This is a genomic window from Streptomyces sp. cf386 (assembly GCF_900103585.1).
Classification (GTDB): domain Bacteria; phylum Actinomycetota; class Actinomycetes; order Streptomycetales; family Streptomycetaceae; genus Streptomyces.
In genome coordinates, this window is the sequence record NZ_FNHV01000025.1 from 25,275 (window position 1) to 40,826 (window position 15,552).

The 15,552-nt window shown below is 71.1% G+C and carries 14 protein-coding genes and 1 tRNA gene; 7 read left to right on the forward strand and 8 right to left on the reverse strand.

The window, feature by feature from the left end:
* Positions 1-136: 136 nt before the first annotated feature.
* The 3 genes from BLU79_RS40820 to BLU79_RS40830 all read right to left on the reverse strand — a co-directional run bounded on the left by BLU79_RS40820 (position 137) and on the right by BLU79_RS40830 (position 2,634).
* On the reverse strand, positions 137-1,222 hold the full coding sequence (locus BLU79_RS40820) for a PP2C family protein-serine/threonine phosphatase (protein ID WP_093911108.1): 1,086 nt from the start codon (positions 1,220-1,222) through the stop codon (positions 137-139).
* A 124-nt stretch (positions 1,223-1,346) separates the two neighbouring features.
* Positions 1,347-1,420, reverse strand: a tRNA-Met gene (locus BLU79_RS40825).
* A gap of 80 nt (positions 1,421-1,500) precedes the next feature.
* On the reverse strand, positions 1,501-2,634 hold the full coding sequence (locus BLU79_RS40830; RefSeq protein ID WP_093911109.1) for a dihydrofolate reductase family protein: 1,134 nt from the start codon (positions 2,632-2,634) through the stop codon (positions 1,501-1,503).
* Between the two features lie 66 nt (positions 2,635-2,700).
* Between BLU79_RS40830 and BLU79_RS40835 the strand changes: the two genes are divergently transcribed.
* Positions 2,701-3,216 carry a MarR family winged helix-turn-helix transcriptional regulator gene (locus tag BLU79_RS40835; protein ID WP_093911110.1) on the forward strand — a complete coding sequence of 172 codons (516 nt, stop codon included), beginning with the start codon at positions 2,701-2,703 and terminating at the stop codon, positions 3,214-3,216.
* Positions 3,217-3,347: 131 nt separating this feature from the next.
* Entirely contained in the window at positions 3,348-3,992 is a 645-nt protein-coding gene (gene ribA / locus BLU79_RS40840; protein WP_093911111.1) for a GTP cyclohydrolase II, read from the forward strand.
* A gap of 82 nt (positions 3,993-4,074) precedes the next feature.
* Here ribA and BLU79_RS40845 read toward each other — a convergent pair whose 3' ends face one another.
* Both BLU79_RS40845 and arsM read right to left on the reverse strand, forming a co-directional pair.
* A complete protein-coding gene (locus tag BLU79_RS40845; protein WP_093911112.1) occupies positions 4,075-7,353 on the reverse strand; it encodes a S8 family serine peptidase in 3,279 nt (1,092 codons plus the stop codon).
* Between the two features lie 279 nt (positions 7,354-7,632).
* On the reverse strand, positions 7,633-8,415 hold the full coding sequence (arsM, locus tag BLU79_RS40850; RefSeq protein WP_093911113.1) for an arsenite methyltransferase: 783 nt from the start codon (positions 8,413-8,415) through the stop codon (positions 7,633-7,635).
* Between the two features lie 99 nt (positions 8,416-8,514).
* On the opposite strand from arsM, the gene BLU79_RS40855 reads away from it, so the two are divergent.
* The 3 genes from BLU79_RS40855 (at position 8,515) to BLU79_RS40865 (ending at position 10,137) form a co-directional block, all read left to right on the forward strand.
* Positions 8,515-8,892, forward strand: coding sequence for an ArsR/SmtB family transcription factor (locus BLU79_RS40855; RefSeq protein WP_093911114.1), 378 nt, complete (start codon positions 8,515-8,517; stop codon positions 8,890-8,892).
* Complete coding sequence (locus BLU79_RS40860; RefSeq protein ID WP_177001369.1) at positions 8,889-9,635, forward strand: aquaporin; 747 nt, start codon at positions 8,889-8,891, stop codon at positions 9,633-9,635. Before BLU79_RS40855 ends, BLU79_RS40860 begins: the two co-directional genes overlap by 4 nt.
* 67 nt (positions 9,636-9,702) lie before the next feature.
* Entirely contained in the window at positions 9,703-10,137 is a 435-nt protein-coding gene (locus tag BLU79_RS40865) for an arsenate reductase ArsC (RefSeq protein ID WP_093911116.1), read from the forward strand.
* Here BLU79_RS40865 and BLU79_RS40870 read toward each other — a convergent pair.
* Positions 10,124-11,362, reverse strand: coding sequence for an MFS transporter (locus tag BLU79_RS40870; RefSeq protein WP_093911173.1), 1,239 nt, complete (start codon positions 11,360-11,362; stop codon positions 10,124-10,126). The genes BLU79_RS40865 and BLU79_RS40870 overlap by 14 nt on opposite strands.
* A gap of 99 nt (positions 11,363-11,461) precedes the next feature.
* Here BLU79_RS40870 and BLU79_RS40875 point away from each other — a divergent pair, with 99 nt between their 5' ends.
* Complete coding sequence (locus BLU79_RS40875) at positions 11,462-12,547, forward strand: DUF5937 family protein (protein ID WP_093911117.1); 1,086 nt, start codon at positions 11,462-11,464, stop codon at positions 12,545-12,547.
* A 5-nt stretch (positions 12,548-12,552) separates the two neighbouring features.
* Here the strand turns inward: BLU79_RS40875 and BLU79_RS40880 are convergent, their stop codons facing one another.
* On the reverse strand, positions 12,553-13,614 hold the full coding sequence (locus BLU79_RS40880; protein WP_093911118.1) for an oxygenase MpaB family protein: 1,062 nt from the start codon (positions 13,612-13,614) through the stop codon (positions 12,553-12,555).
* A gap of 112 nt (positions 13,615-13,726) precedes the next feature.
* Here BLU79_RS40880 and BLU79_RS40885 point away from each other — a divergent pair, with 112 nt between their 5' ends.
* Positions 13,727-14,443: a TetR/AcrR family transcriptional regulator gene (locus BLU79_RS40885; RefSeq protein ID WP_093911119.1), complete on the forward strand. Its 717-nt coding sequence runs from the start codon at positions 13,727-13,729 to the stop codon at positions 14,441-14,443.
* A 26-nt stretch (positions 14,444-14,469) separates the two neighbouring features.
* Here BLU79_RS40885 and BLU79_RS40890 read toward each other — a convergent pair whose 3' ends face one another.
* Entirely contained in the window at positions 14,470-15,423 is a 954-nt protein-coding gene (locus tag BLU79_RS40890) for a LysR family transcriptional regulator (RefSeq protein WP_256333644.1), read from the reverse strand.
* Positions 15,424-15,552 lie beyond the last annotated feature (129 nt).

Here is a 15,552-nt window from a genome sequence, read left to right on the forward strand (position 1 = left end):
ACTTACGGGTCACGAGCGGGCTAAATCGGGCGAGTTGACCAAAGCTCAGGAGTCACACAGGTATTGACGGTATGTCAGTTGTTATGCGGAGGGCGTTCGCCCGGTCACCCTTGGTGAGAAGGATCAAGGGGCGGGGTCACGGCCGCCGTACGGCGATGAGCGCCATGTCGTCCGCCATCCCTCCCCTGGAGTGCCGGCGCACGTCCGCCGCGAGCACGCCGATCAGCTCGGCCGGCTCATGGCGCGCGTTGGCCCGCCCCGCGAGCCCCACCTCGGGGTCGTAGAACACCCCCTCCTCGTCCCGCGCCTCGCTCATCCCGTCGGTGTACAGCAGCAGCGTGGCCTCGCTCGGGAAGTCGGCGTCCTGGGCCCGGTCGGGCCACGCGCCGAGCTCACCCATGCCGAGCGGCAGCGCGGGCTCCACGGCGTGCAGCGCGCGCACGGTGCCGTCGGCGTACAGCAGCAGGGGCGGCGGATGCCCCCGGTTGACGAGGCGGACGACGCTGTCGCCGTACGGCAGCTCCGCGAGCACGACGGTGGTGAACCCCTCGGCGGACTCGACCCCCTCGCTCCGGGCGCGCTCACGGGCCAGCGCCCGCTCCAGTCGCTGGGCGACCGCCTCCAGCGTGGCCTCCTGCTCGGCGGCCTCCCGAAAGGCCCCGATGACGACGGCGACGGCCCCCACCGCCCCCATTCCCTTGCCGCGCACATCCCCCACGACGACCCGTACGCCGTGCGGGCTGTCCTGGACGGCGTACAGATCACCGCCGATGGAGGCGCCCTCCTGCGCCGCCTCGTACCGCGCCGCGATCTGGAAGCCGCCGATCCGCTCGGCGGGTTCCGGCAGTACCGCGCGCTGGGCCGCCTCGGCGATCTCACGGGCGGAGGCGAGGCGCTCGTCGCTGCGGCGGACGAGGAGGTTGATGAGGACGGCGAGGACGGAGACGACCACCACGGTGACCAGCTCGGTGATCAGCTCCGCCCGGGGGAGGCCGCCGCGCAGGATGCGGAGCGTGAGCAGGACGAGGACGGCGGTGACGCCCGTGAGGATCGTGCCGCGCTGCGAGTAGAGCGGGGCGGCGACCAGGGGCGCGGCGGTGAAGAAGGGGGCGCCGGTGAAGCCGGTGGGCGTGACGTAGTCGTACACGCTCCCCACCCCGATCAACAGGGCCGGGAGCAGCCGGACGAACCGGCGTGCGTACGAGATCCGCCGTTCCTCCACGTGACCAGGGTTGCCCAAGTGGGGGTGGGGAGCGAGCGGGGAGGGCCGAGCGGAGGGGAGAGGGCGAGGGTGGAAAACACTCAGGGCCGAAACTGACTGATCAGTTCCGGCCCTGAGTTTTCAGTAGCGGGGACAGGATTTGAACCTGCGACCTCTGGGTTATGAGCCCAGCGAGCTACCGAGCTGCTCCACCCCGCGGCGATGACTTAACAGTACCCCATCCGCAGGACCGGAAGCACACGGCTTTCCCTCGACGCCGCAGAAGAGAGCTGTATCACTCAGGCCGGCAGGTGCCCGTTCGGCGTCTTCGCCCGGTCCTCGTACTCCGGCAGGACCAGGACATCCACGCCCTCCCCCGCCAGTACGCCGCTCCCGTCGGCCCCCGTCACGAACGTGTCCGGCTCCCGCCAGGCCGTCACCACCCGGCGCACCCCGGCCTCCAGGATCAGCCGCGCACACGGCGCGGGCCGGGAGGCGCGGTGGGTGCAGGGCTCCAGGCTGCTGTACACCGTCGCGGAGGCCAGCCGCGGATCCCCCGGCGCGATCTTCGCGAGCGCCGCCTCCTCCGCGTGCACCACGGGATCGCCGCCCTCCCTGGAGTACCCGCGCGCCAGCTCGGTCCCGTCGGCCGCCACGACCACCGCCCCGACGCTGAAGGCCGTCCGTGACGGCGGGCACTGCGCCGCGAGGTCGCACGCCAGCGCCAGCCAGTGCCGGTCGGCCGCGGCGGGCAGGCCGCCGGTGCCGGGCGCGGTCGGCTCGTAGCGCATCAGCACGACGTCCTCGATGCGCCGCGTCTCCAGCAGGCGCAGCCGCCCGCCCTGATATCCGCCCGGCCCGAACAGCCGGGGCGCGTCCGGGTCGCCCACGAACAGCGGCGCCAGCACCAGCTGCAGTTCGTCCGCCAGCCCCTGCTGGAGCAGCTGCGTGTGGATCGTGCCGCCGCCCTCCACCATCAGCCGCTCGACGCCGCGCACCTCGCGCAGATGCGTCAGCAGGCCCCGCCAGTCCAGCTCCGCGCCCAGCGCGACGACATCCGCCGCGACCGGGGTCCGCCGCAGCCGCTCGGCGCCCTTCTCCGTCGTGTAGACGACCTTCTCGCCGCCCGTGTGCCAGAAGTTCGCCGTCGGGTCCAGCTCGCCGGACGCGCTGACCGTGACCTTCAGCGGATACTCCGGCTTCCCCGCCGCCACCCGCGCGGCCCGCCGCTCGGCCGAGTTCACCAGCAGCCGGGGGTTGTCCGCCCGGATCGTGCCGGCGCCGATCAGGATCGCGTCCACGCCGGCCCGCACCTCGTCGACCCGGTCGAAGTCGGCCGGGCTGGACAGGAGCAGGCGCTCGGGGGTGGTGTCGTCGAGGTAGCCGTCCAGGGAGACGGCGGCGGACAGCAGGACGTAGGGGTACGGCGGCATCGGCGCGCTCTCCGGCTCGGCGGTCTCGGGCTTGGTTAAAGTTTGAAACAAACTTACACTGGCGGCATGACGACCCGCTGGCTCACCCCCGAGGAGCAACGCGCCTGGCGCGCGTACATCGGCGCCGCCCTCCTCGTCGAGGACGCGCTCGACCGGCAGCTCCAGCAGGAGGCCGGCATGCCGCACATGTACTACTCCATCCTCTCCACTCTGTCCGAGTCCCCGGAACGCCGACTTCGGATGACCGATCTCGCGGAACGGCTGAAGATCACCCGCAGCCGGCTGACGTATGCCGTCTCCCGTCTGGAGAAGGACGGCCTGGTGCGGCGCGAGGACTGCCGCTGGGACAAGCGGGGCAGCGTGGCGGCGCTCACCGACGAGGGGATGCGGGTGCTGGAGGGTGCGGCCCCGGGTCATGTCGAGACCGTACGGTCGCTGCTCTTCGACCGGCTGACCCCGGAGCAGGTCGGGCAGCTGGAGGAGATCTTCACCGCGGTCGGCGAGGGGTTCAAGGGGGAGGGCGCGCACGGCACCGCGGACGACGTGCCGTGGCGGCGGCGGTCCTCCAAGCCCTGTTCGTGATCGGCCGAGCCTGTTCGTGACCTGCGCGACAAACTTGTTGCTTCAAATTTAAAGCATGGGGTAGGGTCCTGATCCGAGGAGCTGCTTCAAATCTGAAGCAGCAGGCCCTGTACGGAACCCGGAGAACCCGCATGCCCGACTTCACCGCCGCCGCCACCCAGCGCGCCCGTGTCCGGGTCCCGCTGCGCTTCCACGACGGCTACCGCGTCGACACCGAGCTGGTCACCTTCCACGGCCTCGCCGACGGCCTGGAGCACCTCGCCGTCGTCATCGGCGACCCGGCCCCCGGCACCACCCCGCTGGTCCGCCTCCACTCCGAGTGCCTGACCGGCGACGTCTTCGGCTCGGCCCGCTGCGACTGCGGTCCCCAGCTGCGCGAGGCCGTCGAGCGCATCGCCGAGCGCGGCGGCGTGCTGCTGTACCTGCGCCAGGAGGGCCGGGGCATCGGGCTCTACAACAAGCTCGACGCGTACGCCCTCCAGGACCAGGGCCTCGACACCTACGCCGCCAACGCCGCCCTGGGCCTGCCCGAGGACGCCCGCGACTACACGGCGGCCGCCCAGATGCTCACCGCCCTCGGCATCGGCGAACTGGACCTGCTCTCCAACAACCCCGACAAGGCCGACCAGTTGCGCGACCTCGGTATCGAGGTCCGCGACCGCGTCCCCACCGGCGTCTTCGCCACCCCGGACAACGTCCGCTACCTGCGCGCGAAGGTCCTGCAGACCCAGCACACGCTGCCGCTGGGCGACCTGGCGGGACTCAACGTGGGCTGAGCGGTAAAGGGAAGGGGCGGGTGTCCGGTATCGGACACCCGCCCCTCACTCGTGTGAGACGACTACAACAGCCGTACGACGGCTACGGCGTGACCTTCTCGATCGTCACGCCGCCCACGCCCGCGGTCGTCCCGCGCGCGTTCACGAGCCGTACCTCACCGAAGAGCTGCCGGCCCTCGGGCACGGCCCGCGCGACGGTGACGTCCGCCGACACCTTCGCCGCGTCGCCCGTGCCGAGCTTCACCGGCGTCGACTCGTCGACGCTGACCTGGCCGAGCGCGGAGGAGAAGAACGCGTCCCGGTAGTCGAAGGCGGTCGAGCCGGACGGCACCTCGAAGCCGACGACCTCGACCGTGTAGGTACCGGCGGCCGGGTTCGCGATGGAGACGGCCTCCTCGGAGTCGCCGTCCGCGGACTGGCCGACGAGCTTGCCCTCGGCGTCGTACACGTTCAGGTCGAGGTCGGAGCCCAGGTCGGAGACCTTGCCGATGGCGACGTCCAGGGACGTGGTGCCCTCGGGCACCTCGACGGTGCTGGTCTGCGACGCGCCGTCGGCGATGGTCGGCCGCGCGGTCTTCGACGAGCCGAGCGCACCGCCCTTCAGCTTGCCGTCGACGGCCTCCAGCTTGTTGGTCACCGTCCAGGAGGCGGCGATCGGAGTGCCCACCTTGGCCTCCGGCACGGTCACGGCCTCCGGGGCGAAGGACGCGCCGTAGACGGTGGCATTCAGCTTGTACGGGTTGTCCAGCAGGGGCGACGTACGGCGGGAATCGACCTCGATCTCCCAGACGCCGGGCAGCGGGTCCTCGTAGGAGGCGATGTCCGTCGTGTTCGGGTCGTCGTCGGCGGCCGTGACGCCGTACGGGCTGATGGCGCTGAACTTCGTCAGGCTGCCCTCCGCCAGTCCGTCCAGCGTGACCTGGAGCGACTTCGCGCCCTCGGGGACGGTCACGAAGTAGGACTTGAAGTTGTTGCGCTGCACCGAGCCCGAGGCGGTGAAGGTGTGCTGGACCGGCGTGGAGACCACGACGGTGTTCAGGATCTGCTGGTCGACGCCCACGGTCCTCGGGTCGTCGGCCTGAAGGATCGCGCTCTTGATGCCCGCGTGCTTGGGGGCGGCCTGCACCTTGACGGTGACCGCCTTGTTCAGCGGCAGGTCGACCACCCTCGGGCCGACGATCGAGAAGGTGCGCGCCTTGTTGTTCGCGAGGCGCAGGGTGTGCGGGAGCGAGCCGGCGGGGCCGGACGTACGGGTGATGGTGACGTCGTACGTCTTCTTCTGCCCGGCCTTGAGGCCGCCCTCGCGGTCGTAGACGCCCGTGCCGAAGCCCGGTGTCTTCAGCGCCTGGTCGAGCGCGGTGTCGACCGGGGCCTTCACGGCGTAGTCGTGCGCGGTGGCGCCCGCCTTGATGGCCTTCCAGGCGTCGGCGACGTCGATGAGACCGGCGCCTTCCTCGTATGCCTGCAGTCCCTCGATGTGCTTGGCGGTCGAGGTGAGGGCCGTGCGCAGCTTCTCCGGCGTCAGCTTGATGCCCCGCTGCTTGGCGGCCGACAGGAGCAGCGCGGACGAGCCCGCGGCCTGCGGCGACGCCATCGAGGTGCCGTTGTACATCGCGTAGCCGGCCGGCAGCTTCCAGCCCGCCTCGGCGATCGGGGCGCCGGGCATCCAGGCCGGGATCGTGCTGACCGCGGAGCCGGGGGCCACGATGGTCGGCGTGAAGCCGCCGTCCTCACGCGGGCCGCGCGAGGAGAAGTTGAACAGCTGGTACTCGTTCTCCACGCCGGTGCCGTAGTTGGCGGCGAAGGTCTCCTTGGAGACGCCCGCGCCGACCGAGATGACCTTGTCGGCGAGGCCGGGGTCACCGATGGTGTTGGCGCCGGGGCCGGAGTTGCCCGCGGAGATGACGAGCTGGACGCCATACGTGTCGATGAGCCGCGTGTAGAGCTCGGCGCGGGCGTTGTTGCCGTCGTTCAGCGGGGGCAGGCCGCCGATGGACATGTTGACGACGTCGACGCCGCGGCCCGCGACGAGGTCGATCATGCCCTCGGTGAGCGCGACGTTGCTGCAGCCGGGTCCGAAGACGCAGGCGCGCGAGGAGACGATCTTCGCGCCGGGGGCGGCGCCGTTCATCTTGCCGCCGAACATGCCGTTGGCGGCGGTGATGCCGGCGACGTGGCTGCCGTGCGAGCCGGCGGTGAGGCCGATGTTGACGAAGTCGGCCTTCTTGCCGACCCAGTCGCCGCCCAGCGGGTCCATCGGGACGTCCCCCCGGACCTCCACGACGAAGTCCTGGCTCTCGGGGATGTCCGTGGCCGGGTTGTCCGTGCCGAAGTGGCCGACCTGGTGGCCGTCCTTGTACGGCTTCATCGGCGTGTCGTCGGTGAAGTCGCCGTTGTCGTTGACGTCGACGGTGACCGTGCCGGCGGCGGCGTTGTAGAGGACGCCCCAGTCGTCGGTCGTGTCGCCGTCGCGGTTGGCGTCACCGTCGGCGTCGCCTTCCGCGGCCTTGCCCTGTGCGGTGACGGCCTCGCGGAAGGTGCTGATCTGGTACGAGCCCTCGGGCGCCGTCCAGCTCTTGCCGCCGTAGGTGAAGGACGGCCCGGAGACGGAGGTGGTCATCGCCCGCCAGGTGCCGTCGCCGTCGAGGATCGGGTCGGTGGCGGTCACCCAGTCGACGATCTTGCGCTCGCCGGTCGTCGTCTTCTGCAGCGCCGGGCTGGCGAGGTCGACGCCGGTGTCGAGGACACCGATGGTCACTCCGCGCCCGTCCGCCTTCGGGTTCTTCTTCACGAAGTCGACGGCGCCCGTCTCGAAGGACGGGTTGTACGGGTTCTTCGCGGGGGTGTTCTGGTCCGGGCCCGGGTAAGTGGCCGCGGAAGCGGTCGACTTGCCGCCCCCGTCGAGGTTCGGCTGCTCAAGGGGTATCTCGTCCCGCAGGTCGATGGCCTGCACGGAGGAGAGCTTCGCGGCGGCGGCGATGGCCGAGTCCGCCTTGCCGGTCGGCACGGTGGCCCGTACGTAGCCGAGCTTGTCGTACGTACGGCCCACGGAGCCGCCCTTGACGGCGTCCAGCTCCGCGGCGACCTTCTCGGTCTGGCCGGGCGCGGTGGCGATCATCATCGTGACGGTCTTGTCGCGCTGTGCCTTGGCCTCCGCGAGGAGGTCGGCGTCGTCCGAACCCAGCTTGTCGTGGGCGGACTTGACGCCGGGGTCGGCCGCGGTGGCGGTGGAGCCGTCCGCGGCGAGGGCGAGGGGTATGGGCCCGGCCGCGGAGAGCGCGGCGACGAGCCCTGCGGCCACGGCGATACGGGCGGCGCGTTTCGCGCCCGATATCGGGGCCGAGTGGGGGGTGGTGGGCATGGTGGTCCCTGGTGCTGAAGGAACGTAGGCGTCGGCGGCCGGATCGAGCACCTTCGACCGCCGCGGTCCGGACAGTGATCCCGGATGATCGCCCAGCTTTCCTCAAGGGACCGATTTCTGTTGATAGTTCACGGAGGCGAGATCGCGGACTGGCACATACTCGCCATACGCCACCACGGACTTAACGGATCACGCTGTGACATTCCTGTGGGGCGACAGGGGCTGGTGGGGCTTCTGATGGGATTTCCGGTGAGGTTCTTGGTGGGGGTTCCTGCTGCGTCAGACCGTCGGCTTCACGGCCCGGACGACGGCGGAGTGCATGCCGTCGGCGACGCTGTGCGTGGGCGTGACCTCGACGTCCGTGAACCCCGCGGCCTCCAGCCTCGCCCGGTACTCCGCGAAGGACAGCGCGCCGGCGATACAGCCGACGTAGTCGCCGCGCTCGCCCCGTTGGGCGGGCGTGAGGGTGTCGTCGGCGACGACATCGGTGACGCCGATCCGGCCGCCTGGCCTGAGCACACGGAAGGCCTCGGCGAAGACGGCCGGCTTGTCGACGGACAGGTTGATGACGCAGTTCGAGATCACGACGTCGATCGTGGCGGCGGGCAGCGGGACGGCCTCGATGGTGCCCTTGAGGAACTCGACGTTGTCGGCTCCCGCCTTCCTCGCGTTGGCGAGGGCCAGGGCGAGCATCTCCTCGGTCATGTCCAGCCCGTACGCCTTGCCGGTCGGGCCGACCCGGCGGGCGGAGAGCAGGACGTCGATGCCGCCGCCGGAGCCGAGGTCGAGGACGCGCTCGCCCGGGAGCAGTTCGGCCACGGCGGTGGGGTTGCCGCAGCCGAGGGAGGCGGCGAGGGCTTCGGCGGGGAGGGTGTCGCGGTCGGCGGCGGCGTAGAGGGTCGAGCCGAAGTTCTCGTCGATCTCGACGGGCTCGGGTCCGCGATCGTCGGTTCCACAGCAGTCGGAGCCGCAGCAGGCGGTGCCGCCCTCGGTGACCTTCAGGGCTGCGGTGGCGTACCGCTGACGGACGGTCTCGCGCAGGTCGGTGGGCTGGTCGGTCATGGCTCACTCCTGGGTGGCTACGAACGGGCTGCATTGAAGTTCTTCGATGCAGATGCCTCCAACGTTGCGCCTTGAATCGAAGGATGTCAACATAGAAGTATGTCGAAACAAGAGCTGGAGGTGCTCGGCCAGGACGCGGCCGACGCCTGCTGCGCCGGACTGGCCTCCGCCCCCCTGGACGAGGACCGGGCCGCCGAGCTGGCGAAGCTGTTCAAGGCCCTGGGCGACCCGGTGCGGCTGCGCCTGCTGTCGATGATCGCCTCACGGGACGGCGGCGAGGTCTGCGTCTGCGAGCTGACCCCGGACTTCGAACTGTCCCAGCCGACGATCTCCCATCACCTCAAGCTCCTCCGCCAGGCCGGGCTCATCGACTGCGAGCGGCGGGGTACGTGGGTCTATTACTGGGTGCTGCCCGACACCCTCGACCGGCTCGCGCTCTTCCTGCGAACGCCGCAGGCCGCCGGGGCGCCCGCGTGAGCGCGCCGCTGGTCCGACGGGCGGCGGCCGAGGCCGTCGGCTCGGCCGCCCTGGTCGCGGTGGTGGTCGGCTCCGGCATCCAGGCCACCGAGCTGTCCCGTGACGTCGGAGTGCAGCTGCTCGCCAACTCGCTGGCCACCGTCTTCGGCCTGGGCGTGCTCATCACGCTCCTCGGCCCGGTCTCCGGCGCCCACTTCAATCCGGTGGTCACGCTCGCGGTCTGGTTCAGCGGCCGCCGGGGCGGGGACGGGCCGACGGGGCGGGACGTGGCCGCGTATGTTCCGGCCCAGGTCGTGGGAGCTGTCGGGGGCGCGCTGCTGGCCGACGCCATGTTCGCGAGACCGCTGGTCCAGTGGTCCACGCACGACCGCTCGGCCGGTCATCTGTGGCTCGGCGAGGTCGTCGCCACCGCCGGTCTCGTCCTCCTCGTCCTCGGCCTGACCCGCGTCGGCCGCGACCGACTCGCTCCCGTGGCGGTGGCCTCGTACATCGGCGCCGCCTACTGGTTCACGTCGTCCACGTCCTTCGCCAACCCCGCCGTGACGGTCGGCCGCGCCTTCACCGACACGTTCGCGGGGATCGCGCCGGCCTCGGTCGGCGGGTTGGTGGCGGCGCAGTTGGTCGGGGGCGTGCTCGGACTGGCGCTGGTGGCGGGGGTGTTCGGGCGGCGGGGGACGGCCGTACGGGCGAAGGTCCCCGCTAGCCGGGAGGCTTCCGGCACCACCGCACCCACGCTGCCCTGAGCCACGGCCGACCGCCAACCGCGACCGACGACCACGACCGCCCGGAACGAAACAGAAGGCCACCGTCATGAGCACCCACACACCCGCCGAGCGCCCCTCCGTCCTCTTCGTCTGCGTCCACAACGCCGGCCGGTCCCAGATGGCCGCCGCCTTCCTCACCCACCTCGCCGGAGACGCGGTCGAGGTCCGGTCGGCCGGGTCGGCGCCAGCGCAGACGGTGAACCCCGCGGTCGTGGAGGCGATGCGGGAAGGCGGTGTCGACATCTCCGCGGAGATCCCGAAGATGCTGACGATCGAGGCGGTCCGGGCGTCCCCCGTGGTGATCACCATGGGCTGCGGCGACACCTGCCCCGTCTTCCCCGGCAAGACCTACCTGGACTGGACGCTGGACGACCCCGCAGGTCAGGGCGTGGACGCCGTACGGCCGATCCGGGACGAGATCGAGCGCCGGGTGCGGGGCCTACTGGCCGACCTCGGCGTGCCCACCACTACGACTCACTGACGGCAACGGCGGAGGCGGAGAGGAGCGTCGCGGCGGTGAGGCTGCCCCAGAGGGCGGTCGGGCCGTGCGGGGCGAGGGCGGTGATGACCGTCGGGGAGACGGCGAGGCCGAACCCCGTGGAGAACTCGAAGCGGGCGAGGGTACGTCCCAGCACCTGGGCCGGAGCCAGGGCGGTGACGAGCGCGGTGGCGCTGCCGGCGTAGATGATCTCGCCGAGCGTGCAGACCACGGACACCGCGGCGACGGCCGGGGCACCCCAGCCGTGTCCCAGCGAGGTGGCCGCGAGGAAACCGAGGTAGGACACGGCGAGTACGACACCGGCGAGAGCCATCACGTTCCGTCGGGAGTAGCGGGACATCAGGACGGTGACCGGAACCTGCAGGGTGACCACCAGCACCGTGTTGGCCACGAAGATGGCCGCCGACCACACCGGGGACGCGTGCAACTGGGTCACCAGGATCAGCGGGAGCGCGATCTCGGGGACATTGAGACAGAAGACGTAGACCACGTTGGCGGCCAGCAGCGCGCGCATCCGAGGTGCGGGCTCGTCGGCCCGGTCCTCGGCCGGGGTGGCGGCCGGACGCGCGTGCAGACGGACCGACCACGCCAGGGCCGCCGCGGCGAGATAGGCGAGCCCGGTGACGGCCGCCAGCGCCTGCAACGCGGTGGTGCCGCCCGCCAGGCACACGGTGGCGATGAGCGCGCCGACGCCCAGCCCGGCGTTGCGCAGGGCGCGGCCTCCCGCGAGAGCGGCGTCGCGTTCCCGGCCGTGGGCGACCGTGGCCACGAGAGCCGCGTGGGCGGCCGGCCAGGCCTGGTTGCCGATGCCGAGGAAGAGCGCAGCAGTCCCGAACAACCAGACGTGCCCCGCCGGGGTGGCCAACAGCAGCGCCACGCCCAGCACCCGCACCAGCATCGACGCCGCCACGACCGTGCTGCGGGCGCCCCGGTCCAGCCAGCGGCCCACCGCGGGCATGCACAGCAGCCCTGCGACGATGCCGACCGTCATGGCGATACCGGTGGCCGGCGCGGACAGCCGCAGCACCGTCACCCCGTAGAGCAGCAGAAAGGGCCGTAGCAGGCCCGTGCCGAGCGCGTCCACGGCGAGGGCGACGGCGTAGCGGGGGCCGCCCGAGGCACGGACGAGGGCACGGGGCCGGATCTTGGCGGTGTCGGTGGTGTCGTGGGCATCGTGGGCGTCGTCGGTGTCGGTGGTGGTTGCCATGGCGGCAACAGTGCGGTCGACCGCCGGGCCGGCCACGTCGGTTGACGGACACCGTCAACCGACGCCGTCGCCCGCCCTCCGGCCAGCGATGATGAACGGATGACGCTGCGCATCGACATCAGCGGCCTGCCGTCCGAGCGACTGCGGTTCGCCGCCTCCCCGCTGGCCGAGCTGACCGCGATGCTGCATGTGCTGGCCGAACCCGGGCATCATCCGCAGCACGCCGACTGGGCCGGGGACGTCTGGGCCGCGCTGCCGCCGGAGCTGGCCGAGCGGCTCAGGGAGGCGGAGTTCCTCTGGCGTTCCTCACAGGCCGACTTCCTGTTCCCCGCCCGGCCCCGGCCGACCCTCGCCGAGGAGTTGGACGACGTGGACCGCATCGACGACGAGACGTATGTGACCGCCGCGCTCGTCACCACGTGCGGCGGCAACCGGGTCCGCCTCGCCGTACCGTCACCGCTGACCGACGCGACCGCACGCGAACGGGCCCTGGACCTGGCCCAGGCCCGCGGCGCCCGGCAAGAGGCCTTCTCGGAGCGGCTGTTGGCGGACCCGGCCGCGGTGCGGGCACGGGTGCGCCACACCCTCGAACAATGCGCCGAGGCCTTCTTCGACACCGCATGGGCGGGCGTCGCCGTGCGGCTCGCCACCGATCTGCGCCTGAAGAACGACCTGTTGAAGCGCCAGGGCATGGCGGCGGCCCTCGCCTCGGTCTCCGGCGCGGTCGCCCTGGCACCGGACGGCGACTGCATCGTCGTGGACAAACTCCAGGACAAGGCGACCGCCGCCCACGGCACCGGGGTCACCTTCATCCCCAGCGTCTTCGGCAACCCGCACCTGGTGGTGGTCCACGCGCCCGGATGGCAGCCGGTGGTGCAGTACCCCGTGGCCGAGCCGAGTCCGGCGGAACCGGTGTCGCTGGAGACGGTCACGCTACGGCTGGCGGCACTCTCCCATCCGATCCGGCTACGACTGCTGCGCACCCTGGCCCGCGGCCCGCACACCACCGGCGAACTCGCCCACACCTGGGAACTCTCACCCCCGGAGGTCTCCCGCCACCTCGCCGTCCTGCGCCGCGCGGGCCTGCTCACGGCCCGCCGCAACGGTCGCTACGTCCGTCACACCCTCGATCTGCCCGCTCTGACGGCGCTGGGTACGGACCTGTTGGCGGCCGTACTGCGCTGAGCCGACTAGGCGAGCGGTCCCAGGATCTCCTGGGACTCGATGAGCCCCTGCTCGCTGGGAGCCTCGCCGGCACCGAAGACGCGGGCGGCCTGCCGGGCCCGGAATTCGAGGTGGGCTTCGGCGGGCTTGGCGTAACCGTGGCGGGCGCGGGCTTCCGCGGGTGTCAGTACTTCCTCGGTACGGGGAGGAATGCCGAGCTTCATGGGCGCGATCACCGGGACCGTCGACGGCGAAAGCATTGCTATCAGGCGCAGTTCGAGCCGGGGCGCGAGATGGACGAGCGCGAAGGCGGCCTTCATGACGGGCACGATGAGCGCGTCGAGGAGGCGTGACTGCCGGATCCCCGCGAGCTCGCGCATCCAGCGCGGCATGGTGGCGAGCGTGGCGATCCGCTGGGCCCTCGCGACAGCCAGGGTCGCCGGCTTCGCCCACCACGGCGCCGGTGGAAGGACGAGCTCGCTCCTGAGCAGGTGGTTCATGGCCTGGCGGGCGATCGGACTGGCGGACAGCTGCGGGCGCATCCGCTCGAAGTACGCCCGGACGCCGTCACGGTCACGGGGGATGTCGTCGGGGGAACACGTCTGCAACTCCGCGGCGAGGGCGCATGCCGCCCAGTACTCCTTCTCCTCCTGCGCGGTGAGCTTCCCGGGCCCGTACTTCTCGTACGCGTAGAGGATCGAGTGCCAGCCGGTGAGCTGGATCCACAGCTGCGAGGCGGGGTCGTTGGCGTCGTAGGTCCCACCGCCGTACGGCAGCTGCCCGATCGCCTTGGAATGGACCTTGACCAGGATGTCCGCGGCCTTGCACACCTCCCGCGAACCGGCGAAGGCCACCATCGCGAAGTACCGCAGGGTCCGGTCGTAGCGGGTGCGGGAGCGCTGGTAGATGCCCTGGGTCGCGTGGACGGCGGCCACCAGCGGCGGGTCGAGTTCCTCGACGACCACGGCTCGCTGGAAACCCACGGTCGGCGCCGTCGGATAGCTCCACACCTTCCACACCACAGATCCCGGACCGAAGAAGCCGTAGTCCTCGTGCGGTTCGACCTCGCCACGCTTCAGCTTCGCCATGGAGCCGCTCCTCGTGCGCCTGCGGCGTGCGTCGTCGCCGCGGCCGTCGTCATCGTCCTCAATTACGACACTGCTGTCTTAATTTAAGACACAGATGTCGTAAACTGCCAAGGTGCCAGCGCCCCCCTCTTCCCCCTCTTCTCCCTCCTCGCCGGACAGGCCACGCAAGCGGCGCCCCTACGCCCCGCGCGTCCCGATCGAGCAACGCCGCGAGCAACTGCTCGACGCGGCCCTCGCCGTGATCGTGAGCGACGGCTACGACCGGGTCTCCATCGACGCCATCGCGAAGAGGGCCGATGTCGCCCGGTCGGTGGTCTACGGCGCCTATGAGAATCTCGACGCCCTGCTGACCGCCCTGCTCGACCGCCAAGAGGCACGCGCCTTCGAACGGCTGCTGGCAACGATCCCCAGCGCGGAGGCCCTACGTGACCCCGCCGGTTTCGCCTCCGAGGCACTGCGCCGGATGTCCGCGATGCTCCACGAGGACCCGGACACCTGGCGACTCATCCTGCTGCCCCCGGGCAACATGCCCACGGCCGTCCGCGACCGCATCGAGGCGGACAGGGAACGGTTCCGGCTCCGGGTCGAGCAATGGATCTCCCTCGCCCTGACCGACCGGAGCATCCCGAAAGACGATTCGCGACCGGATCCCCAACGTGACCCACACCTCGCCCCACAACTCGACCCGCAGGTCCTCGCCCACGCACTCGTCGCCTGCGCGGAACACTTCGGCCGCCTGGCCCTCACGGATCCCGGCAGGTTCGACGCTTCACGCCTGGTCGGCCAAGTACAGCTGGTCCTCGGCGTCATCTGGCCGCCGACGCACTGACCGCACCGCCGCCGCGCACCGGGAGATCAGCCCGGTACCGCTCTCCTCGGATCGGCCGGAGCCATGTCCCGTGCGATCTCGCGAGCCATGGACCCGAAGAGTTCTATCGTCCTGCGATTGCTGCCGTCGGACCGCCACATCAGGCCGTACCGCAGCGGCTTGTCCCCCTCCACCGGGACGTAGGAGATGCCGGGACGGCTGAGGTAGAGAGCGATGTGAGCGCCCGTCAGGATGGCTCCCTTGCCGCCCGCGACGAGTGTCAGTGCCTCCTGGAGGCTGGTGATGGACGGCCCCTGCTCGATCGGCCTGCCGCTGGGGGTGTGCGCCGGCAGCTGGTGCTCCAGCCAGTACTCCGGGATGTCGCCCGCGATCGTCAGCAAGGGCACGTCGGCCAGATCCTCGAGCGTCACGGTGTTCCGTCCGGCCAGGGGATGCCCGGCCGCGACGGCCAGCACCCTGTCCTCGGTGAGGAGGGTCGGTCCACGGGTCAGGTCGTCCTCGCGCACGGGAAAGTCCGTCAGCTGAAGGTCGAAATCGCCCTTGCGCAGCATTCCGTACGGATCGGAGAGCGGCACCTCGCACACCTCGACGGCGAGTTCGGGATGGGCGGTACGCAGCTTCTCGGTCGCCTTCATCACCATCTCCCCCGCCAAGGGCGTGGAGAAGCCGACGTGCAGGACTCCCTCGGTGCCGCGGGCCGACGCGACGGCCCGGGCCAGGGCGTCCTCGATGCCGCGGTAGTGCGGTTCGAGGTCGTCACGGAGACGGCTGCCCAGGCCGGTGAGGGCCACCCGCCGACTGGTGCGCGTGAACAAGGGCGCTCCGACACGGCGTTCCAGCCGCTGGATGAGCTGACTCACCCGGGCACGGGAGAGATGCAGCCGGGCGGCGGTACGGCCGAAGTGCAGTTCCTCGGCCAGGACGAGAAAGCAGCCGAGTTCGTTCTGGTCCACGTACGCCTCCGGGACACGTGCGGACATGGATCGGTTGGCATTCGATCGGTTGGCATTCGGATCGGTAGGGCATCGGATCGGTAAGCCTGGCTGACCGAACGTTGCGATCATCGCTGTTGTTCCCGGCCGGACGCTGCCGAAGGCTTGAGGCACCGA

Coding starts and splice junctions, on each gene's coding strand:
- BLU79_RS40830 (WP_093911109.1), bottom strand. CDS start 2,634: ATGCCGCCGTACCCCTACGTCCTGCTGTCCGCCGCCGTCTCCCTGGAC.
- BLU79_RS40835 (WP_093911110.1), top strand. CDS start 2,701: ATGACGACCCGCTGGCTCACCCCCGAGGAGCAACGCGCCTGGCGCGCG.
- ribA (WP_093911111.1), top strand. CDS start 3,348: ATGCCCGACTTCACCGCCGCCGCCACCCAGCGCGCCCGTGTCCGGGTC.
- BLU79_RS40845 (WP_093911112.1), bottom strand. CDS start 7,353: ATGCCCACCACCCCCCACTCGGCCCCGATATCGGGCGCGAAACGCGCC.
- arsM (WP_093911113.1), bottom strand. CDS start 8,415: ATGACCGACCAGCCCACCGACCTGCGCGAGACCGTCCGTCAGCGGTAC.
- BLU79_RS40855 (WP_093911114.1), top strand. CDS start 8,515: ATGTCGAAACAAGAGCTGGAGGTGCTCGGCCAGGACGCGGCCGACGCC.
- BLU79_RS40865 (WP_093911116.1), top strand. CDS start 9,703: ATGAGCACCCACACACCCGCCGAGCGCCCCTCCGTCCTCTTCGTCTGC.
- BLU79_RS40870 (WP_093911173.1), bottom strand. CDS start 11,362: ATGGCAACCACCACCGACACCGACGACGCCCACGATGCCCACGACACC.
- BLU79_RS40875 (WP_093911117.1), top strand. CDS start 11,462: ATGACGCTGCGCATCGACATCAGCGGCCTGCCGTCCGAGCGACTGCGG.
- BLU79_RS40880 (WP_093911118.1), bottom strand. CDS start 13,614: ATGGCGAAGCTGAAGCGTGGCGAGGTCGAACCGCACGAGGACTACGGC.
- BLU79_RS40890 (WP_256333644.1), bottom strand. CDS start 15,423: ATGTCCGCACGTGTCCCGGAGGCGTACGTGGACCAGAACGAACTCGGC.